Here is a 17,400-nt window from a genome sequence, read left to right on the forward strand (position 1 = left end):
TGTCTGGGCACCATGACTTTCGGTGGCGCGGACACCGCTGCCGGCAATGCCATTGGCCGCTTGGATGCCCGTGAGGCCGATCGCATTCTCGGCGCGGCCATGGAAGCTGGCATCAATATGCTGGACACGGCCGATGTCTATGGCATGGGGGGCTCCGAAGAGGTCCTGGGTGAGATCCTGGCCGGAGCTGGTGGTGGCCACGAAGGCGAGCGCCAGAACGGGTCCGGGTGTCAACGACCTGGGCCAGTCACGCCATCACATGATGGCCGCGCTGGACGGCAGCCTGAAACAGTTGAAGACGGACTATATCGACCTCTATCAGCTCCATAACTTTGACCCGTTGACGCCGGCAGAGGTCGCGCTTCGGACCCTGGATGACATGGTGCGATCGGGCAAGGTGCGCCATGTAGGTTGCTCGAACTTTGCGGCCTGGCAGCTGATGAAAGCGCTGGGTCTCGCGGCGCGGCTCAACCTCGAGCCCTTTGTTTCGATCCAGGCGTATTACTCACTGGCCGGGCGCGATGTTGAGCGAGAACTGCTCCCGCTCGCCCAGGACCAGGGGCTCGGCTTGCTCTGCTGGAGCCCGCTGGCCGGCGGTCTCTTGTCCGGCAAGTTCGACCGTTCCGGCACGAGCGACGCGACGGCGCGCCGTGCACGCATCGCGTTCCCGCCAGTGGACGAGGAAATGGCCTACGACGTCATCGACGCGTTGCGCGTGGTCTCCGATCGTCACACGGCAACACCGGCGCAGGCCGCGCTGGCATGGCTGCTTTCGCGCAAGGCGGTGACTAGCGTCATCATCGGCGTCAAGCGCCCCGACCAGCTGCAATCCAACCTGGGGGCTTTCGATCTGGCCTTGTCGGCGGATGATCTGGCGCAGTTGGATGCCGCGAGTGCCCTGCCGGCGTGCTACCCCGGATGGATCCAGTCCTACAATGCCAAGTCGCGCGTCCCTGAGGGTCATCCTTGGGAGGGTAAGAGCTGGACGCTGGGCGAAGCTCCGGAGTAAGCGTCGCAGCTGCGCGATCTCACATAGTTTGGCCACGTCCGTCTCGCATAGTTTGACCACTCATCGATCGCCCGAGCGTTCTGTCTTTACTCAGGCTCGTCAATTTGTTGAATCCGGAGGAGCCCCCTCTTCGTTCCCGCTCAGACTCCGCAGCCGGTTCCGGTCGCCTAGCCCTTGCCAGGACCAATACGCTCAATTCGGTTGAGCAGACCGCCTGAAGCCGCAGTCGAAAGCCGACATGTCAGGGACCGCCCTGGTTCAACATCCGGCGGACCTCCATAAGCGCGAACCCCAGAAGGTTTGGCCCTTCCCACAACTCGGGATCTGAGGCGCGCGGATCATCGCTGCTCAGGCCGATGCCCCAAAGCCGATCCACGGGACTCGCTTCAACCAACACGCGGTTGCGTGTGCTTAGCAGGACGTCACGCAGCGCCGGGTTCTGATCGAACTTCGCCCGATTACCCTGAACAACAATATCGAAGCAAGCCTCCTTCCAGAGCCGCTCTACAAAATGTCGTACTTCGCGGCCTAGATGTTTAGCTTCTCCCGGAGTACGAGCAACGAGAATTCGCTCGTATATCTGCTGATCATCGAAAAGCATTGCCTTGCTGGCCATCATGAAGTGCTCCGCAGTTGAGAACTCCCGGCCACCGACGGAGAAACTCGCCGGATACCATTGCGAGAAGCATTCCTTCCCGACGACACCCGGGCTTGTCGCTGTATGCCCCCAGAAGAAGACGTACTTCGGCTGGACGCCAACGCGAGTCGCGTTCAATAGCCAGCCAAGGTCGAACGATTCGATGGACATTTGCAGAGAGTCCCGGTTGGAGTCGGCGCGATCAAAGAGGGTCGATGCCCGCTACGGTAGCGGCTGCTTCGCTTGGACGGTATACCTGTTCATGCGGCATGACCAGCAACCCGAGATCGCCGTCCAGATGTGCGCGCTGCATGGCAACAAAGTCCGTGATATCTGTAATGGACAATGCCTCTTCGACGTACCTGGCCAAGGCCGCACCACGCAGCCCCAATTGCACCGCACGGCGCTCCAGCGGCCGTCCGTTCGGGTCATGATCGGGATCCCACTGCAACCGCACATGGGATGATCGGACGGCTTCTTTCCATGCATCGTGCGTTGCGAACCGGCTCTGATCGTATGAAGAGGGCACCGCCGAGTGCAGCAGATCATCGAACAGGCGCCGCGACAAGCGCGCGGCGAGGATGCGCTCCTGATCGGCTTTCTGGGCCCAGCCCGACCGATACATCATCCAAAGAAAGTTGGGCTTGATCCAACTCATACGATCGGTGCTGAAACCGCCGCCAAAGCGCTGGTGCTTCACGGCAAATGCTGCGATCGATGGCTTATACGCTTGGTACACGACGATGGAATCGGCATCGAAGTGCGCCATTATGTGATGGCCGGTCGCAGGCCACCGCTCCAGCTGTGCGAAGTAGTTTTCTACCTTCGCTGAGCCCGCAACGCTGGCATCCAAATGCTCTTCCATAATCACCTTACGTTTTATCCGGAACGAAGAAACACCTCTTTAGACCCTGTTTGTTTGTTGTTTTTCCTAGACCACGTAACACGAGTCAAGCACCGCCTCTTCGCGGCATTCGCCGATGGCCGGAATCATTCTTTTGTGCTCTTCGTCGAGCGCTGATTCGGTTCGATCCGTGCGAGCAGGTCCCCACGCCTCCGCAGCCAAGGGGATGCCTATCGCCTCGGCCGTAGCCGACGCCAGGTCGGCGGTCAGCCAGCGGGTGCCGTTGCGCCACAGGGCGTGTGGTCCCATCTGATCCAGGCAGGTGACTTCGAGTAGCGGACGCGCGTCCAGTATTTCGACGTCGCGAGGATCACCCGCAAGTGGTCGCGTTCCTACCTGTCGATGAGGGGCATGAGAAACACGTTCAAGATCGCGCTCGATGTCGCTGCGCAGCGCGTCTGGGTCGAGGAGAGCGAAGCGCAAGGTGCCTTGATAGGGATTGGGAACATTGGTGGGGTCGCTAAATCCCGGTGCAGGCGCGACAGAAAGTTCCTCAGGCAACGGACCTGCACCGTGACGTGTCCCGTAAGCGCGTGTCACGTAATGCACGTCGAGCGGACACAGCCCGCTCAATCCCGCATCATGCGCCAAGCGTGCAATACCCGGCAGTCCGGTGTGGGAGCGGGTGACGAACGGAAAGTCTCCGAGGTCTTGATCCAATCGCAGCCCTTGCGCACCCTCGAACACCAGCGCTTCCTGATCAGCCAAAATGGCAGGCGCACACCATTCCAGGCGTGCGCCCAGCGACAGCGCGTCGGCTACGAATCGATCAATCAGCGCAGAGTTGTCCACCCATGCATCCAGCGCATCCGGGGGCAGACCAATCACTTCCAATCGGCGCGGCAGATACTCGTGACGAATCGCTGCCAGCTTGGCGCGTATGCGCGCATCGTCAGTCAGGTCGATGCCGCGCAATGCAAAGGGTGGATATTCTGACCGCCCCACGGTCTCCCCAAAGCCCACGCCACAACTGCCGTGGCGACCTGCACCGCGCGCATGCTCCAGCGCCTGATTGATCATGGCATCCCAAGGCACCGATACCGGGGCGCTCGGATCCGCGATCAATCTCGGCACATTCACGCCGCACGCCGCCAGTGCATCAAGCTCCCCATCCAGCAACCACGGATTCAAAACGACTTCGGGACCGAGATATGTGGGGGCGCCCAGGAACGCGCCGCTACCCACCTGGTGAAACACATGCCGATGGCCGTCCGGTGTCACTACCGTATGACCTGCTTGGGCGCCGCTGTTGTAGCGGACAACCCACGGACGCAATCCATCTCCCTGCGCCGCGGCAACGAGTGCATCGACCGTGCGGCCCTTGCCCTCGTCACCGTAGCCAGCGCCGATGACCGCCTGCATGCGCATCACCATGACCTATCCCCGCGCTCAGAATCGCGTCAGCTTCGGCGCCGAGCCTACGGCCACCGCCGGCAAGTTGGACAGAGCGCGCTTCACGACCAGCGCGGTCGCTCCCGACCAGCTCGCCGCCACATCAGCGACGTGTGCGCCCTCGTTGGCCTGGATCGTGGACACCAGCACCTCCGATAACTTGGTGAAATCCGACAGCGGAATAACACGCTGCCCCATCAAGTCGCTCCAGGTGGCAAACACCTGTTCGCGCATGACTGGATTACGGCAGGCATTGCCCTCTTCGACGATGATGTGGAACACGTGATACGAGCGTTCCGCCAGCGCCAGCAGATCGGCGGCGGTGTAATCCCGCTCGACGGCGTCACCAAACACACGCATCGCCTGATCAGGCGTGAGCGCCGGCGGCACCTTTTCATCGCCTACAGTGAAGAGATAGCCCTTCTTGCCGCGCTTGGGCATCGAGTCGATCTTGGTGCGCAGGCCGGCGAAGTACCACGGCAGGTGATACGACTCGCTGTCGTTTCCTCCGCCACGGCCCTCAAGCCATACCGACGCCAATTGCTCGGCAATCCGAAGGTCCGCCTCGAACTGTGTAACCTGCAATGGCGCTGCGTCGAAGAAGGCATCGCCTACGCCCATAAACATCAGGTGCGGATCAGTGACGGGTTTGCGGTTGTAGACCTCTTCGATGAACGTGCCAAGACTACCCTTGATGAGGGCCTCCGGGATCTTGCCCATCGATCCCGTGACGTCGAGTGCCACGATGATTGGCGTCGACTGTGGGTTGGCGTCCGAGTCGAGCGATTCACGGACCTTGATGTCTTTCGGGTCGTACTCTGGGCGCATCCCGCGCGATTCGAAGATGGCGTCACGCGACTTTGTGCTGGTCCTCGCCGAGTAGTGGTCCCAGTCGCTGGAACTCCAACGTGCACTTCCCATGTCAGTTCTCCGGATAGATAAGGTTGGTCGGAAGATTCCAGGCCACGAACCGCGGCTTGCCAAACGTGGCTTGCACGACTTGTTGCCAGGAACGGTATTGCTCAGCCGCCGCGCCGGCGGCCGGGTTACGGGCGAAAGTGATGAGTGATATGGGGGTGTGCGCTGGCGGAGGACCCATGCCTGTCACGTCACCCAACAGTTCGCGAAGAAGGCGGCGGATCTGAATATGGCCAAGTGCGCTGCGCTGCACAGGATCAGCCCGCCACGCAGGCGTGACATCGGCCAACGATCGTGATGGAAGCGCCACCCAACGCTCGCCTATGGCACCCGCACATCCCCATGCCCCCAGGAGCACCACGCGATGCTTGGCCACGTCAATCCATATCGTGGTGGCATCGATAACGGGGTGTGCTCGCCCAGCAAATTCAAGATAGCAGGCAAGATTCCAGAGCCCCGAACCGATCCACGCCACGTGCTCGATGGGCACAACGCCGACGTGAGCCATCACGTCAGCCAAACGAACCAGGTCCGGATTTCGTGGGCGCACCACAAGGATGGAATCGGCGGTGCGATGCAGCGTTGCCACGTCCGGCAAACAGGGGAGCATCTGCTGCTCCATTGCCGAGGATGCAAAGGTCCAACGTGCCGTCTGCGCGACAGAGCGATCGGCGAGATCGGCCAGATCCAATGGCATGACCTCCAGTAGCGTTCGACGGCCGATATAGACGGTGCCGAGTTCGTCGCCATAGGTGGCCACGTACGGCATGGTCCAACGTTTGCCGTTGTCCTCCATCGTGCTCTCAAAAACGGGCCTTGCTTCGGTGGCGCGGCGACCACCAGCGACTGTTCGCGCGGCGCCGGCCACACGCCGGCGTTCGGCCTGGATCCGGGCGAAGACCTCGTCGGCGGCCGGGTCGGTGCAGTGATCAGGATGCCATCGGCCTGCCAGACGCCGAAGTGTCAGCAGTCTGTCGGAAGCGCCGCCAACCAAGGCGGTCTCCCAAAGAGCATCGGGTGCGGAGAGCAGATCAGTGGCAGTGGCGGTGAGGAGGTCCATGGGTGGTATCTTACCAATTACTTGTTATTTGCAACTATCTATCAAATAGGCAAATATATGCGCAAAGGCCATTGTTTTTATTGGTAAAGTTTCCCATATATTTGTATATAAAAAGAAATATGAGAGGACTGGGTCGTGACCAACGACTTTCCCACCCCCATCGTGACCACCGACGTGGTCGTACTGACGCTGAAGGACGGCAGCCTGCAACTCCTATTGGCGCAGCGTGCGGCAGATGCTGAGGTGGCGCCTGGTACCTGGACGCTGCCCGGCGGCTTCGTGCACATCGATACCGATCGGTCGCTGGACGATACGGTGCGTCGGGTATTCCGGACCAAGACCGGCGGCGAGGTGGCGTACCTCGAGCAGTTATGTACGATAGGTAACGCCACGCGCGACCTGCGCGGCTGGTCTCTTTCCGTGGCCTATTTGGCGCTGCTTCCCGAGCACAAAGTCGTGGGCCTCGATTCAGCGCGAACGCGCTGGGTACCCGTACGTCCCTGTCCAGACCTTCCGTTTGATCACCGATCCATTGTGGCCACCGCGCTTGATCGTGTACGCAGCAAGGCTTCCTATTCATCGTTACCAGCGTTCCTTCTCCCGGACACGTTCACCCTACCCGAGCTCATTGCGGTTTACGAGGCGGCACTCGATCAACAGCTGGATCAGTCGACCTTTCGTCGCAAAGTGGCCGAGCAGGGGATGATCATCAAGGCGCGTGGCGAGCGAACACGCGCCGGCAAGGGGCGGCCCGCCCAGCTCTACAAGTTGTCGCGACCGGCGCTCCAGGACTTTGGGCGAGTGTTGTTGTACTCCCGTGAGTCTTGAGGTCCAACGCAAACCGTCCCACTACTCAAAACCGGGGGGACGTCGGGTCTACGAGGGCGGTTTCCGGGTGCCGATGCTCGCGCGTTGGCCTGGTGTCATCGAGCCGGGCGTGATCATCAATGAAACGATGTCAGCCGAAGACTGGATGCCAACCTTGGTCGCGGCCGCCGGTGAACCGCATCTCAAAGAAATGCTCCTCACGGGCTACGAGGCGAGCGGGAGTGTCGACCCCCCGTAAACTTACTCCAGACATAAACCGAGGTCTCCGGGCAAAATATCCCCAAGGAGACCCACGATGCGCAAGAGCAAATTCACCGAGAGCCAGATCGTTGCGACGCTGAAGCAGGTCGAAGGCGGCAGGCAGGTCAAGGACATGTGCCGGGAGCTGGGCATTTCCGAGGCGACCTACTACACCTGGAAATCGAAGTACGGTGGCATGGAGGCGTCGGATGTTCATCGCCTGCGTGACCTGGAAGCGGAGCACAACAAGCTCAAGCGCATGTATGCGGATCTGGCGATGGAGAACCACGGGCTTAAAGATCTCATCGCAAAAAAGCTGTAGACCCGGCGCATAAGCGCCCGCTCATCACCTGGCTGGTCGAGCAGCACGGATGGAGCGAGCGCCGGGCCTGTGAGGCACTAGGCTTCTCGCGATCTACGCTGCGCTACAAGGCTCGCCCTGATCGCGACGAGTGAGCTTGCCCCGGTTTAATGGACACTCAAGTTATGGGGTAGCAGCTTCGGTCGCCGCAGGCGATCGATAGCCGTTGGTCGAGTGTAAGCGCTGCCGGTTATAAAACACTTCGATGTATTCAAAAACCACGTGGCGTGCCTCCTCGATCGAGGCGTAGCGGCGTGGGGCTGCGATCTCGCACTTCAACGTACTGAAGAAGCTCTCAGCCACCGCGTTGTCCCAACACTCGCCGCGCCGGCTCATGCTCACCCGCATACCCAGTCGAGCGAGTTCGGCCTGGTAAGCCGCGCTCGTGTATTGACTGCCCTGGTCGGAGTGATGGAGCACTCCCTGCGCCGAACCGCGCTGGCTTACGGCCATGCGCAAGGCCTGCAAGGGCAAGTCGGTATGCATAGTCGCAGCCGTTGCGTGGCCAATCACTCGCCGGGCGTACAGATCGATCACGACGGCCAGATACATTGGACCCTGTTGCGTGGCGAACTGTGTCATGTCCGTTACCCAGACCTGATCAGGGGCGGCCGTGGTGAAGCATCGATCAACATGGTTATCGGCCACCACGGACACCGTGGCGGCCCGTCGTGATGCCTTGCTTGTACGCCAGCTGCGCCCGACGAGACCGCCCTGGCGCATCAAGCGGGCGGTCGCATGGCGCCCCAGGCTCAGCCCCTGCTCACGAGCCAGATGCCATAGCCGGGGACTGCCGTAAAGCCCTCGGCTGCGCTCATGCAACTGCTTCAGCTGCGCCAGGTGCTGGCGGTCACGAAGCACGCGGGGGCTCGGATGCTTTTGGCGATGCCGCCAGGCATAGAAGCTGTTGCGACCCACCTCGAGCAGCCGGCAGAGAACCACGATGGAGTACGACGCGCTCTCCGCTTCGATAAACCGGCATTTCAGCTCGATTCCTTGGCGAAGAACGCCGTCGCTTTTTTTAGGATGTCACGCTCCATCCGCAGGATCTCGTTCTCGCGTCGAAGCTGCTGTATCTCGGCCTGCTCGGCCGTCAGCGGAACGGCGGGGGGCGATCGCGAAGGCGCTCCAGAACCGGCTTGAGCCTTCTCGATCCAGCGCCTGAAGACACTCTCGACCAGATCCAGGTCACGGCATACCCGAGACACCGGCTGACCTCGCTCAAGGACCAGGGCAACCGCGCCGGCCTTGAAATCAGGTGTGAACTGACGACGAATTCTTTTTGACATGGGACACCTCTGGACGAACCTTACGGCTCACGATGGGTGTCCATCAAATCCGGGCAAGCTCAGAGCCCGTCATCGGGCTATTAGCGGAGCTGGCTGAGCGATTCCCCGAGCGCGGCTTCGACAAGCTATTTCAGATCATCCGCCGGCGCGGCCTGCCGTGGAACCACAAGAGGGTGTGGCGCGTGTATTGCCAGATGCAGTTGAATCGCCGCCGACGCGGCAAGAAGCGTGTCCCGACGCGTCACCCGCTACCACTGGTGACCGGCGAGGCGATCAACGGAAGCTGGTCCATCGACTTCATGTCCGACGCGCTCTGGGACGGCCGCCGGTTCCGAACGTTCAACGTCATCGACGACTTCAGCCGCGAGGCACTCGCTGTGGAAATCGACCTTAATCTTCCTGCATCGCGAGTGATCCGAACGCTCGAACGTGTCGCCGCGTGGCGCGGCTATCCGTCGAAGCTTCGCCTGGACAACGGTCCGGAATTCGTCGCTCTTGCGCTGGCGGAATGGGCAGAACGCAAAGGCATCAAGCTCGACTTCATCGAGCCGGGAAGGCCGATGCAGAACGGCTTCATCGAGCGCTTCAACGGCAGCTTCCGGCGTGGTGTCCTCGACATGCACGTGTTTCGGAACCTGACCGAAGTGCGCGAGCAGGCAGAGCTTTGGCTAGCCGACTACAACCGCGAGATACCGCACGACAGCTTAGGCGGGCTGACGCCCGCAGAATTCAGGCAGCAGAATGATCCGGCAACCTCGGGTTATGGTTGGCACTAACCAACGGGGGGTCGACAGTCGGTCACGACCGACACCGTCATGGGGCGATCAGCCATTTCGAAGAACCCCGCTGAGTGGATCGTTCCCGAGTGCCCGAAGCCCTCCCCGCCTGCGGTCATCGTGCCACCTGCCGCGCCCAGCTTCCGTGCGCGCTGAAGGATCCATTGGCCCACGGTATCGCCGTGGATCGTGCGGTTCTCTTGGGTGAAAAACAGAATCCGATAGCCTTTCATCGTGGTGCTCTCCTAATCGAGCGTGGTGGCAACTTCAGGTGTTTCGCACGAGAGCATGAGCACGCGCACCTGCTGAAGCTCGGCCGCGTGCTCTTGGAGGAACTGTTCCAAGATCTCGCGGCGATCCACCAGTTCCAGGCACTGCGGATGTCCCATCGCCGACGCTTCCGGATGGTGGTGCGAGAGCCGCTGCCCTTTAAGGTAGCCGGCATCCACATGGTGGAGGATCGCCTGCTCGATCTTGGCCTGATGCGCCACTCTGAGCAGGTGATGCGCGAGGACCGGGGCACTCAGGTGATGCCAAAACCGCGATCGGCTGGCGCGGGCCGAGGCGGGGAAATACAAACGAACGGCAACAAGGTCGAGCATGGGCACTCCGCTCATGATTTGGGCACTTCGGTGGGCTGGACGTCGCGCTGACGACGCCGATAGGCCGGCAGGTCGCTGAGGCGAAGATCTTCGGGCAAGTGACGCAGGTGCTTGGCGCGGCCCAGCCGCTGGGCGTGATAAATGCCGGTATGCCCGGAGAACAGGTAGCTGGCCACGCAGGCGATGGCCGCAAACGGAGCGATCTGCGGGCCAAACAGTTCGATGGCCATGACGGTGGTGGCCAACGGGGTGTTGGCGGCCCCTGCGAACACGGCGACAAAGCCCAGGCCCGCCAACATGGCAAACGGCAGGTGGAGCAGCGGGGCCAGGCTGTTGCCCAGGGTGGCGCCAATGAAGAACAGCGGGGTCACCTCGCCTCCCTTGAAGCCCGACCCCAGCGAGGCCACGGTGTAACCAAACTTGCCGACGCTGTCCCACCAGGGCAACGGATGGTCAAACGCCGCCACGATGGTGGGGATGCCCAAGCCGATGTAGGCCTGGGTGTGGAGCAGATAGACCGACCCCGCGATCACGGCGCCACCGACAAAGGGGCGCAACGGCGGGTAGCCGATCAGTCGCTTCATCCAGGCCCCTACCCGGTGGGTCGCCGTGGCAAACAGCAGGCCGACCAGGCCGAAGATGACGCCGGCAACGATGACGGCCGAGATCGTCCAGCCCGTGACCGGGGCGATGGTGCCCACGACATACGCGGTGTGATGGACACCCCACGCCAGGCACACCCGATCGGCGACGATCGCGGCGATGACGCAGGGGAACAGCGCGTCGTAGCGGAGTCGGCCAATCGCCAGGACCTCCAAGCCGAACAGCGCGCCGGCCAGCGGGGTGCCGAAGACGGCGGCAAACCCGGCGCTCATGCCTGCCATCAGCAGCACCCGGCGGTCTTCTGGCCGTAACCGGAACAACGCGGTCACCTGATCCGCCAAGGCCCCACCCATCTGGACCGCCGTGCCTTCGCGGCCCACCGAGGCGCCGAACAGGTGCGACACCACCGTCCCGATGAACACCAGCGGCACCATGCGTCGCGGAATGACCTTTCGAGGGTCGTGGATTTCATCAATGATCAGGTTGTTGCCGGCTTCCACCGGCTTTCCCAGCCGGTAGTAGGCCCAACCCACGGCAAAGCCGGCGACCGGCAGCAACGCCATGATCCAAGGCGTGGCTTCGCGGGTCTGTGTAGCCCAGTCGAGGCTGAGCAGGAACCAGGCAGAGGCAGTGCCCGCCAGCACGGCAGCGGCACAGGCCAGTAGCAGCCACTTGCCGATGTGGGGGATCAGTTCCCATTGTTCGAGGGAGCGGAGAGCGCGCATGAAGCATCCAGGTCGTAGAAAATCACCTAGGATCGAGAGCGCGGCACGCAGGCCTACATTCCCGGAAACCAGGACATGTAGGCATCATCAGCCCGTTGCGGGGCGGTTCGCGGAGGAATGCCATCTCCGTGTCGAGAAGCGTAGGGGCTGCCCGAAGGGGCGTCAACCCGGCACGGCGGGCCGCCAGAGCGCACGGGCCGTGAGGAAGCCGACGGCCGTGGCGGCCAGCGATCCGACGACATGGGCAATCACATGGATCGCGACGGCCTCCACCTCCCCACGCTGGAGCAGGAGGAAGGCTTCAGCCGAAAAGGTGGAGAAGGTGGTGAGGCCACCAAGAAAGCCCGTCGTGAGAAATAACCGCCAGGCGATCGGCAGGTTGGGAAGGGCCAAAAACGAAGCCAAGGCTAGCCCCATCAGGAAGGCGCCGAGGAGGTTGGCCGCCAAGGTGCCCGCCGGCAGGTTTGGCCAGAGGTGGTTGAAGGCTTCGGCCAGACCGAAGCGCAGCAACGCACCCAAGCTGGCACCGGCAGCGATGGAAAGCAGGATCAGGGGCATGGCAGCCTCCGGCGGAGCACCCCACGGCCTATCCGTCCGCGGGGTGCGGGTGGATAGGCATCATCAGCCGGAACGGCGGTTGGGTCAGGAGGAATGCCATCTCCTGGACGTGCAAGTTAGGGCTAGAGGTTAACCGATCCGGAGCGGGCGGCGACAGCGCCGAACCTGGGAAAGAATGAGCTCATACCGACTTCGGCTTGGCCTCGGACTTTCAGCAGTTGATGGTGACTTTGGCTTTAAGTGGCGTGTTGGCACACCATATAGGCGCGCTCTAGCCAGTGATTTTTGCTTGTCAGCGCTTATCCCGCGTCAGGATCAGGCAGGTTCCGGAAGGTCGTTAGACGAACTGGAAGCCGACGGACCAATAACACCAGCCAGCGAACCCTTCGGCATCTCGATGTGAGGGAGGTATAGGTGTCGTCCTGCCGGGTGACAAGGCAGTCGACTTCCGCCCAGGTCCGTCGCTGTGTCAGATACACCGCCGACATACTTTTCAACTCGAGCCGGCGCAGGTCCAAGGTGGAGCGGCGACGCCGGCCAGGGTGCGCCATGTTCTTACGATGATCTTTTCTACCGCGTCAATGTGCCAATTCGGCCATACCTGGCAGAGAATTGAGAGCACCTTCGCCGGACCTAGGCGCCTGCGAGCAAGCCAGCCGGTCTTTCGCAAATGCATTAAGCGCCGAAATGCCCGCCGAACCCGCGTGGAGGTTGCCATGCGCGTGGTTGTTTCGCTCGACCGGCATTCCATACCAAAAAGGTATCGAAGCATTGAATGTGAGTATTGGTGTGGAAAGCAAGCGAATCCCAAACTGTTCCCTATGCTCACGGTCAAGCCTTGACCGTCTTTCCGACCAATCCAAGGATCTCCTCATGAAGAACCTGCTGCGAGCCGCCATCGCGTTTGGGCTATGCGCCGCCTCCGTCGGGGCATTCGCCGCCGAGCCCTCCTGTCGCTCCCCCAGCGGAATGGGCATCCAACTGCTGGGCTCAGGCGGCCCCATCTCGGACGATGCGCGCGCTTCTTCGGGCGAAGTGGTGTGGATCGACGGCAAGTCTCGCCTGCTCATCGATGCCGGCGGCGGTACCTACCTTCGGTTCGGCCAGTCAGGCGCCCGTCTCGAAGATCTCCGCTTCATCGGCATCTCCCACTTTCACACCGATCACAGCGCGGACCTTCCGGCGATCCTCAAGGGTGCCTATTTCATGACCATGGACAATAAGATTGCCTTGGTCGGCCCGGACGGTTCGGATGCCTTCCCGAGCATGACGGCCTTTTTCAAGGACATGTTCGGTGGGAAAACGGGTTCCTTCGCCTATCTCGAAGGACTCAAGGACGGCAGCGATGGCCTGCGGCTGACCGTGAGCCCGGTGCTGGATGTCGATCGTCATGCTGAAAAGGCCGCACTTGTCTATCAGGATGCTGAAGTGAAGGTCTATGCCTACGGCATTCCTCACGGTGACGTGCCCACCCTTGCTTTTCGCATCGAAGGAAAGCGCGGCACCATCGTGGTGTCCGCGGATCAAAATGGCAGCCGCCAGGGTTTCATCGACTTTGCCAAAGGGGCCGATATCTTGGTCATGCCGGCCGCGATCGACGAGGACGCCGACACCGCATCGAAGTTCTTGCATGCCCCGCCGAGCATCGTGGGCAAGCTGGCGGCGGCGATCAACCCCAAGCTCCTCGTGCTCAACCACTTCATGGGTAAATCGCTGAAGGACAAGGACGGCAACGTCAAGATCATTCAGCAGTATTACCACGGCCCGGTGGCCGAAGGTCGCGACCTGTCGTGCTTTGAAGTGCCAGCGGGCCCGTGAGGGACGCGAGCACCTGCGCGATGAGAGGTATCCACGGACGTGGGCTTGGCTTACGGCGTGAGTTCGCTGCCACTTTGGCCGCCGCGCCTCCGCGCCGCGATTTCGACTTTCTCGAGGTCGTGCCGGATAACTGGATGGGCCTCGGTGGCGAGAGTGCCGAGACGTTTTCTCTCATCGCGGCGCGATATCCGATGGTGGCTCACAGCTTGAGCCTGTCGATCGGTGATGCCCAACCGCTGGACATGGACTACCTGGACGCCATCAAGGCATTTCTGGATCACCACGGAATCGAGTGGTACAGCGACCATGTGGCCATGTCCCGCGACAGCCGCGGCTATCTATACGACTTGATTCCGATGCCGCGTACGGAGGCAAGCCTGCGCTTCCTCGTCAGCAAGATCAAGGCGGTACAACACCATCTCGAACGTCGCATCGCCCTTGAAAATATTTCCTATTACTACGAAGAACCAGGACAGATTCCCGAAGCGGAATTTTTAACGCGCATGGTCGAGGACTCAGGCTGTGCGTTGCTGTTGGACGTCAACAACGTTTATGTCAACGCGCGCAACCATGACTGGGACGCCCAGGCATTTTTGGCGGCGCTTCCTGCGGATGCTGTGGCGTATTACCACGTGGCCGGGCATGTGGATCAAGGGCTTGGCCGACGGGTGCTCGACACGCACGGCACATCGGTCGTTGACGCGGTGAAGGCATTGGGCGCTTTGGCAGTCGAACGGTTCGGGGCCCGACCGGTGGTGCTTGAGCGTGACAATCACGTGCCCAGCCTGACCGCATTATTGAATGAACTCAATGCCGTGCATCAAGCCATGATCAAGCCGTCGAGGCGGCCGGCATGATGCCGGCGCCTTCCGAAGTGCAGGAAGCCGCGGAGCAACGCTGTCGTGCGGTGCGCGATGGCGATCTGCTTCCTTATGGACCGTTGGTACGCTCGGGGGCATTCGAACTCATCGCGACCATGTTCCCTCGATTTATGGCACACCGTGGTGCCGACGCAGTCATGATAGACATCGATGCATTCTTCAAAACGTTCGGTGCGGAGAGGGCCGCTTTCATCCACTTGGGCACTGAATTTGTCCGTTTCATGGCAGAAACGGCTCCGCATGACGCGTCGAGCATCCTTCTGGAATTTGAGTGGGCACTGTTCGATGTCGAGATTAGCCAGGCGAGCGTGCCTGCATGGTCGGACGACAGTAGTCCTCACCGGGTGCGCTTGAATCCGACCGCACGATTCATCGCCACCCCGTTCGATGTCCTCGCGGACGCCGTGCCCAGCGACGACATCGCCGACGCACACGCTATTCCCCATGCCTACGCGCTCTTTCGCACAGCGCAACACCTGGTGCGGGTTTTACCCTTGAGAGCGGTGGATGTCGCTCAGTTGGAACCTCTCCACACCGACGACCGACCGATGGACGCCGCAGACCCTTGGCTCGTTGAATCATTGGCCCGAGGGCTGCTTGTTCCTATCTATGCCTGAAAGGCATGGATGGCATTCGAAACTTGCATTAGCGGCAGGTCAGGTGGGCTGCGAAGCTATGCCTCACCCCACAGGGCCGCAGCATATGGCGGACCGAATGGCTCTTCGGAGCACCCAACCTGGAGATTGACCATGACCATGAAGCGGAACTTGACCCTCTCGATCGCCATCACCTCTCTGGCCGCGTTGGGCGCCATCGCGGAACCAGCGTCGGCCAATGGCAACACGCCCCCGCCCGCATCGACCGCTCCTGCTGCCTCGCACGGCGGCAAGTGTGCCAGTGGCAAGTGCGGCACCGAAAAGATCTACAGCAAAGCGTCCGTCAGCCAAGACCCGCAAGATCGGCTGGTGCGCACGCGGGACGGCAAATGTGGGCTAACGGCCCAGGGCCATGACGCGCAGGAGACCCCGGCCAAGAAGCTAGCGGAAGGTGTCTGCGGCCAGTAGCACCGGTCAATGGGCGGGATGCGTTCCGCCGTCCCGCTCGTCTTCGGCTCCTCACCGTTATCACGCCGGGCCGAGACGCTACCGCTGATCACCGCAATCCATCTCCACAGGAATCATCATGGCCAAGCCGCCCACACTCCTCCAGCGTGCCCTCGACAAGTCCAAGCAGCTCGACTTCCTCGCGCTGCTGTCCATCCGACTGTATTTGTTGCCTACGTTGTATGAGGGCGCTCATGCGAAGGTCACCGGGTTTAGCGGCGTCGTCGAATGGTTTGGCAACCCCGTATCGCAAGGTGGCCTCGGCTTGCCCATGCCCACGGTGATGGCGTCTCTGGCCACGGGTACGGAGGTAGCAGGTGTGATCTGCATCGCTCTGGGTCTTGCGACCCGTGTCATCACGGTGCCGTTGATGATTCTGATGACGGTCGCAGGGCTTTCCGTCCACTGGTCGCATGGATGGGCTGCCATTGCCGGGAAGACCACCGAGGCAAGCATGCGCCTGGATGGTTTGATGACGTGGCTTGCGCACGCCTTCCCGGGCCGGTTCAATTACGTCACTGAACTGGGCGACCCCGTCATTTTGAACAACGGTATGGAGTTCACCGTGACCTACGCCATCCTCTTCATGGTTCTCTTCTTCTTTGGCGCGGGCCGTTACCTCAGCGCCGATCATTGGCTGGCCAAAGTGTTTCCGCGCTGGCCCAAGTAAGACCGTGTTGATCTGAAGCACTCCTCCGTGAATCGACCAGATGCCGGCCTGGCATACCGCCAGGCCGGCATCTGCCATTTCAGGATCCTAAAAGTGACAGCAGCGCGCGCTCCGCGGGGCCATCGGATGCCCCGGTGCGCCGAACAATGGTCAACGGTCGACGGATGATCAGCGGCTCACAAGGCAGTGGAATCAACACATCATTGGCCAGCTCATCCCCAATGCTGATGGCAGGCAGCCACGCAATGCCACCGCCGTGGATGGTGGCCTGCTTCACCGCCTCTGTATTGCCAAATTCCATGATGGAGCCTCGGCGCACTCCGAGTTCCGTCAGCAGGTCGACGATCAGCTCGCGGGTCCCCGAACCGGTCTCGCGCATCAGCAGTGGTTCGTCATGCAAATCGCTGGGCACGATGCTCTGTGCCTCGGCCAACCTGTGCCAGGCGGCGACGACCGGGAGCAACTTGTCGTCCGCAAATCGCGTGGCTTGCAATCCCGCCACGTGAAGCGGTCCTTCGATAAAGCCAAGCGTGTATCGCATGTCAGCAACCGCTTGGGACACCTGAGCCGTGTTGCCCACGAAAAGTGAGACCATCACGCCAGGGCTTTCGGTGCGAAGTCGCGCGAGGATGCGCGGCAAAACATACGTGCCAATGGTGTTGCTCGCTGCAATGGACAGGTGACCCACCTGTGCGCTCGCCAACTCTTTCATGGCCAGCTTGGCAGCATTCGCGACATCGAACAGCCTTGCCGCGTATTCCGAGAGAACCTCACCCGGGTGAGTCAGACGCATGCCCCGAGGCAGCCGCTCGAACAGCGTAAGCCCCACGCTGTCCTCAAGTTCGCGAAGCTCTCGGGAGAGCGCCGGCTGAGAAATATGAAGGACCTTCGAGGCGGCGGTGATGCTGCCGGTCTTCGCCACCGTGTGAAACACCAGCAGGTGGTGCAAGTTCATCGCCCTAGTCCTTGATGCAGGTATGCATAAATGATATCGCATCGAGTCCAATCTTGCATTTTTCGGCAGGC

General features: G+C 61.4%; 19 protein-coding genes, 3 pseudogenes and 2 riboswitches. Of the genes and pseudogenes, 10 read left to right on the plus strand and 12 right to left on the minus strand.

Annotated features, from left to right (window positions below):
- Positions 1 to 12 precede the first annotated feature (12 nt).
- Positions 13 to 1,009: pseudogene (locus AB8808_RS00810) on the plus strand (aldo/keto reductase).
- A 241-nt stretch (positions 1,010 to 1,250) separates the two neighbouring features.
- Here the strand turns inward: AB8808_RS00810 and ybiA are convergent.
- From ybiA to AB8808_RS00835, 5 genes are all read right to left on the minus strand, one after another.
- Positions 1,251 to 1,817: a riboflavin biosynthesis intermediates N-glycosidase gene (gene ybiA, locus AB8808_RS00815; protein WP_369925920.1), complete on the minus strand. Its 567-nt coding sequence runs from the start codon at positions 1,815 to 1,817 to the stop codon at positions 1,251 to 1,253.
- 31 nt (positions 1,818 to 1,848) lie between these two features.
- A complete protein-coding gene (locus AB8808_RS00820) occupies positions 1,849 to 2,511 on the minus strand; it encodes a DUF4291 domain-containing protein (protein WP_369931307.1) in 663 nt (220 codons plus the stop codon).
- 66 nt (positions 2,512 to 2,577) lie between these two features.
- A complete protein-coding gene (locus AB8808_RS00825; RefSeq protein ID WP_369925922.1) occupies positions 2,578 to 3,924 on the minus strand; it encodes an adenylosuccinate synthetase in 1,347 nt (448 codons plus the stop codon).
- A gap of 15 nt (positions 3,925 to 3,939) precedes the next feature.
- A complete protein-coding gene (locus tag AB8808_RS00830) occupies positions 3,940 to 4,863 on the minus strand; it encodes a hypothetical protein (RefSeq protein WP_369925924.1) in 924 nt (307 codons plus the stop codon).
- A 1-nt stretch (position 4,864) separates the two neighbouring features.
- Positions 4,865 to 5,920, minus strand: a complete 1,056-nt coding sequence (locus AB8808_RS00835) for a hypothetical protein (RefSeq protein WP_369925926.1) — start codon at positions 5,918 to 5,920, stop codon at positions 4,865 to 4,867.
- A gap of 135 nt (positions 5,921 to 6,055) precedes the next feature.
- Between AB8808_RS00835 and AB8808_RS00840 the strand changes: the two genes are divergently transcribed.
- The 3 genes and pseudogenes from AB8808_RS00840 to AB8808_RS00850 all read left to right on the plus strand — a co-directional run.
- Complete coding sequence (locus tag AB8808_RS00840) at positions 6,056 to 6,748, plus strand: NUDIX hydrolase (protein WP_369925929.1); 693 nt, start codon at positions 6,056 to 6,058, stop codon at positions 6,746 to 6,748.
- A 73-nt stretch (positions 6,749 to 6,821) separates the two neighbouring features.
- Complete coding sequence (locus AB8808_RS00845) at positions 6,822 to 6,986, plus strand: hypothetical protein (protein WP_506193281.1); 165 nt, start codon at positions 6,822 to 6,824, stop codon at positions 6,984 to 6,986.
- Positions 6,987 to 7,043: 57 nt separating this feature from the next.
- Positions 7,044 to 7,441 (plus strand): annotated as a pseudogene (locus AB8808_RS00850) (transposase); the annotation flags it as partial.
- A gap of 31 nt (positions 7,442 to 7,472) precedes the next feature.
- Here the strand turns inward: AB8808_RS00850 and AB8808_RS00855 are convergent.
- Positions 7,473 to 8,342, minus strand: coding sequence for an IS3 family transposase (locus AB8808_RS00855; RefSeq protein WP_369931243.1), 870 nt, complete (start codon positions 8,340 to 8,342; stop codon positions 7,473 to 7,475).
- Positions 8,333 to 8,638, minus strand: coding sequence for a transposase (locus tag AB8808_RS00860; RefSeq protein ID WP_036140207.1), 306 nt, complete (start codon positions 8,636 to 8,638; stop codon positions 8,333 to 8,335). Before AB8808_RS00860 ends, AB8808_RS00855 begins: the two co-directional genes overlap by 10 nt.
- A 68-nt stretch (positions 8,639 to 8,706) precedes the next feature.
- Between AB8808_RS00860 and AB8808_RS00865 the strand changes: the two are divergent.
- A pseudogene (locus AB8808_RS00865) lies at positions 8,707 to 9,414 on the plus strand (IS3 family transposase); the annotation flags it as partial.
- On the opposite strand, the gene AB8808_RS00870 reads toward AB8808_RS00865, so the two are convergent.
- The 4 genes from AB8808_RS00870 to crcB form a co-directional block, all read right to left on the minus strand.
- On the minus strand, positions 9,411 to 9,647 hold the full coding sequence (locus AB8808_RS00870; RefSeq protein ID WP_369925933.1) for a DUF190 domain-containing protein: 237 nt from the start codon (positions 9,645 to 9,647) through the stop codon (positions 9,411 to 9,413). The pseudogene AB8808_RS00865 and the gene AB8808_RS00870 sit on opposite strands and share 4 nt — an antisense overlap.
- Before the next feature lie 12 nt (positions 9,648 to 9,659).
- Entirely contained in the window at positions 9,660 to 10,016 is a 357-nt protein-coding gene (locus tag AB8808_RS00875) for a hypothetical protein (RefSeq protein WP_369925936.1), read from the minus strand.
- Positions 10,017 to 10,027: 11 nt separating this feature from the next.
- A complete protein-coding gene (locus AB8808_RS00880) occupies positions 10,028 to 11,344 on the minus strand; it encodes a voltage-gated chloride channel family protein (RefSeq protein ID WP_369925938.1) in 1,317 nt (438 codons plus the stop codon).
- 71 nt (positions 11,345 to 11,415) lie between these two features.
- Positions 11,416 to 11,481: riboswitch (Fluoride riboswitch) on the minus strand.
- A gap of 25 nt (positions 11,482 to 11,506) precedes the next feature.
- Positions 11,507 to 11,902, minus strand: a complete 396-nt coding sequence (gene crcB / locus AB8808_RS00885; RefSeq protein ID WP_369925941.1) for a fluoride efflux transporter CrcB — start codon at positions 11,900 to 11,902, stop codon at positions 11,507 to 11,509.
- A 47-nt stretch (positions 11,903 to 11,949) separates the two neighbouring features.
- A riboswitch (Fluoride riboswitch) is annotated at positions 11,950 to 12,015 on the minus strand.
- Positions 12,016 to 12,775: 760 nt separating this feature from the next.
- Between crcB and AB8808_RS00890 the strand changes: the two genes are divergently transcribed.
- From AB8808_RS00890 to AB8808_RS00910, 5 genes are all read left to right on the plus strand, one after another.
- On the plus strand, positions 12,776 to 13,720 hold the full coding sequence (locus AB8808_RS00890; protein WP_369925943.1) for an MBL fold metallo-hydrolase: 945 nt from the start codon (positions 12,776 to 12,778) through the stop codon (positions 13,718 to 13,720).
- A 20-nt stretch (positions 13,721 to 13,740) separates the two neighbouring features.
- Entirely contained in the window at positions 13,741 to 14,577 is an 837-nt protein-coding gene (locus AB8808_RS00895) for an MbnB/TglH/ChrH family RiPP precursor modification enzyme (RefSeq protein WP_369925945.1), read from the plus strand.
- The gene (locus AB8808_RS00900; RefSeq protein WP_369925947.1) at positions 14,574 to 15,218 is read left to right on the plus strand and encodes a hypothetical protein; all 645 of its coding nucleotides are present in this window, start codon (positions 14,574 to 14,576) and stop codon (positions 15,216 to 15,218) included. Before AB8808_RS00895 ends, AB8808_RS00900 begins: the two co-directional genes overlap by 4 nt.
- Positions 15,219 to 15,350: 132 nt before the next feature.
- The gene (locus AB8808_RS00905) at positions 15,351 to 15,665 is read left to right on the plus strand and encodes a hypothetical protein (RefSeq protein ID WP_369925949.1); all 315 of its coding nucleotides are present in this window, start codon (positions 15,351 to 15,353) and stop codon (positions 15,663 to 15,665) included.
- Positions 15,666 to 15,783: 118 nt separating this feature from the next.
- The gene (locus tag AB8808_RS00910; RefSeq protein WP_369925951.1) at positions 15,784 to 16,374 is read left to right on the plus strand and encodes an HvfX family Cu-binding RiPP maturation protein; all 591 of its coding nucleotides are present in this window, start codon (positions 15,784 to 15,786) and stop codon (positions 16,372 to 16,374) included.
- Between the two features lie 79 nt (positions 16,375 to 16,453).
- On the opposite strand, the gene AB8808_RS00915 is transcribed toward AB8808_RS00910, so the two are convergent.
- The gene (locus AB8808_RS00915; RefSeq protein WP_369925953.1) at positions 16,454 to 17,329 is read right to left on the minus strand and encodes a LysR family transcriptional regulator; all 876 of its coding nucleotides are present in this window, start codon (positions 17,327 to 17,329) and stop codon (positions 16,454 to 16,456) included.
- Positions 17,330 to 17,400: the final 71 nt, after the last annotated feature.

It is taken from the genome of Xanthomonas sp. NCPPB 2632, assembly GCF_041228075.2.
In the GTDB taxonomy this organism is placed as follows: Bacteria; Pseudomonadota; Gammaproteobacteria; order Xanthomonadales; family Rhodanobacteraceae; genus Luteibacter.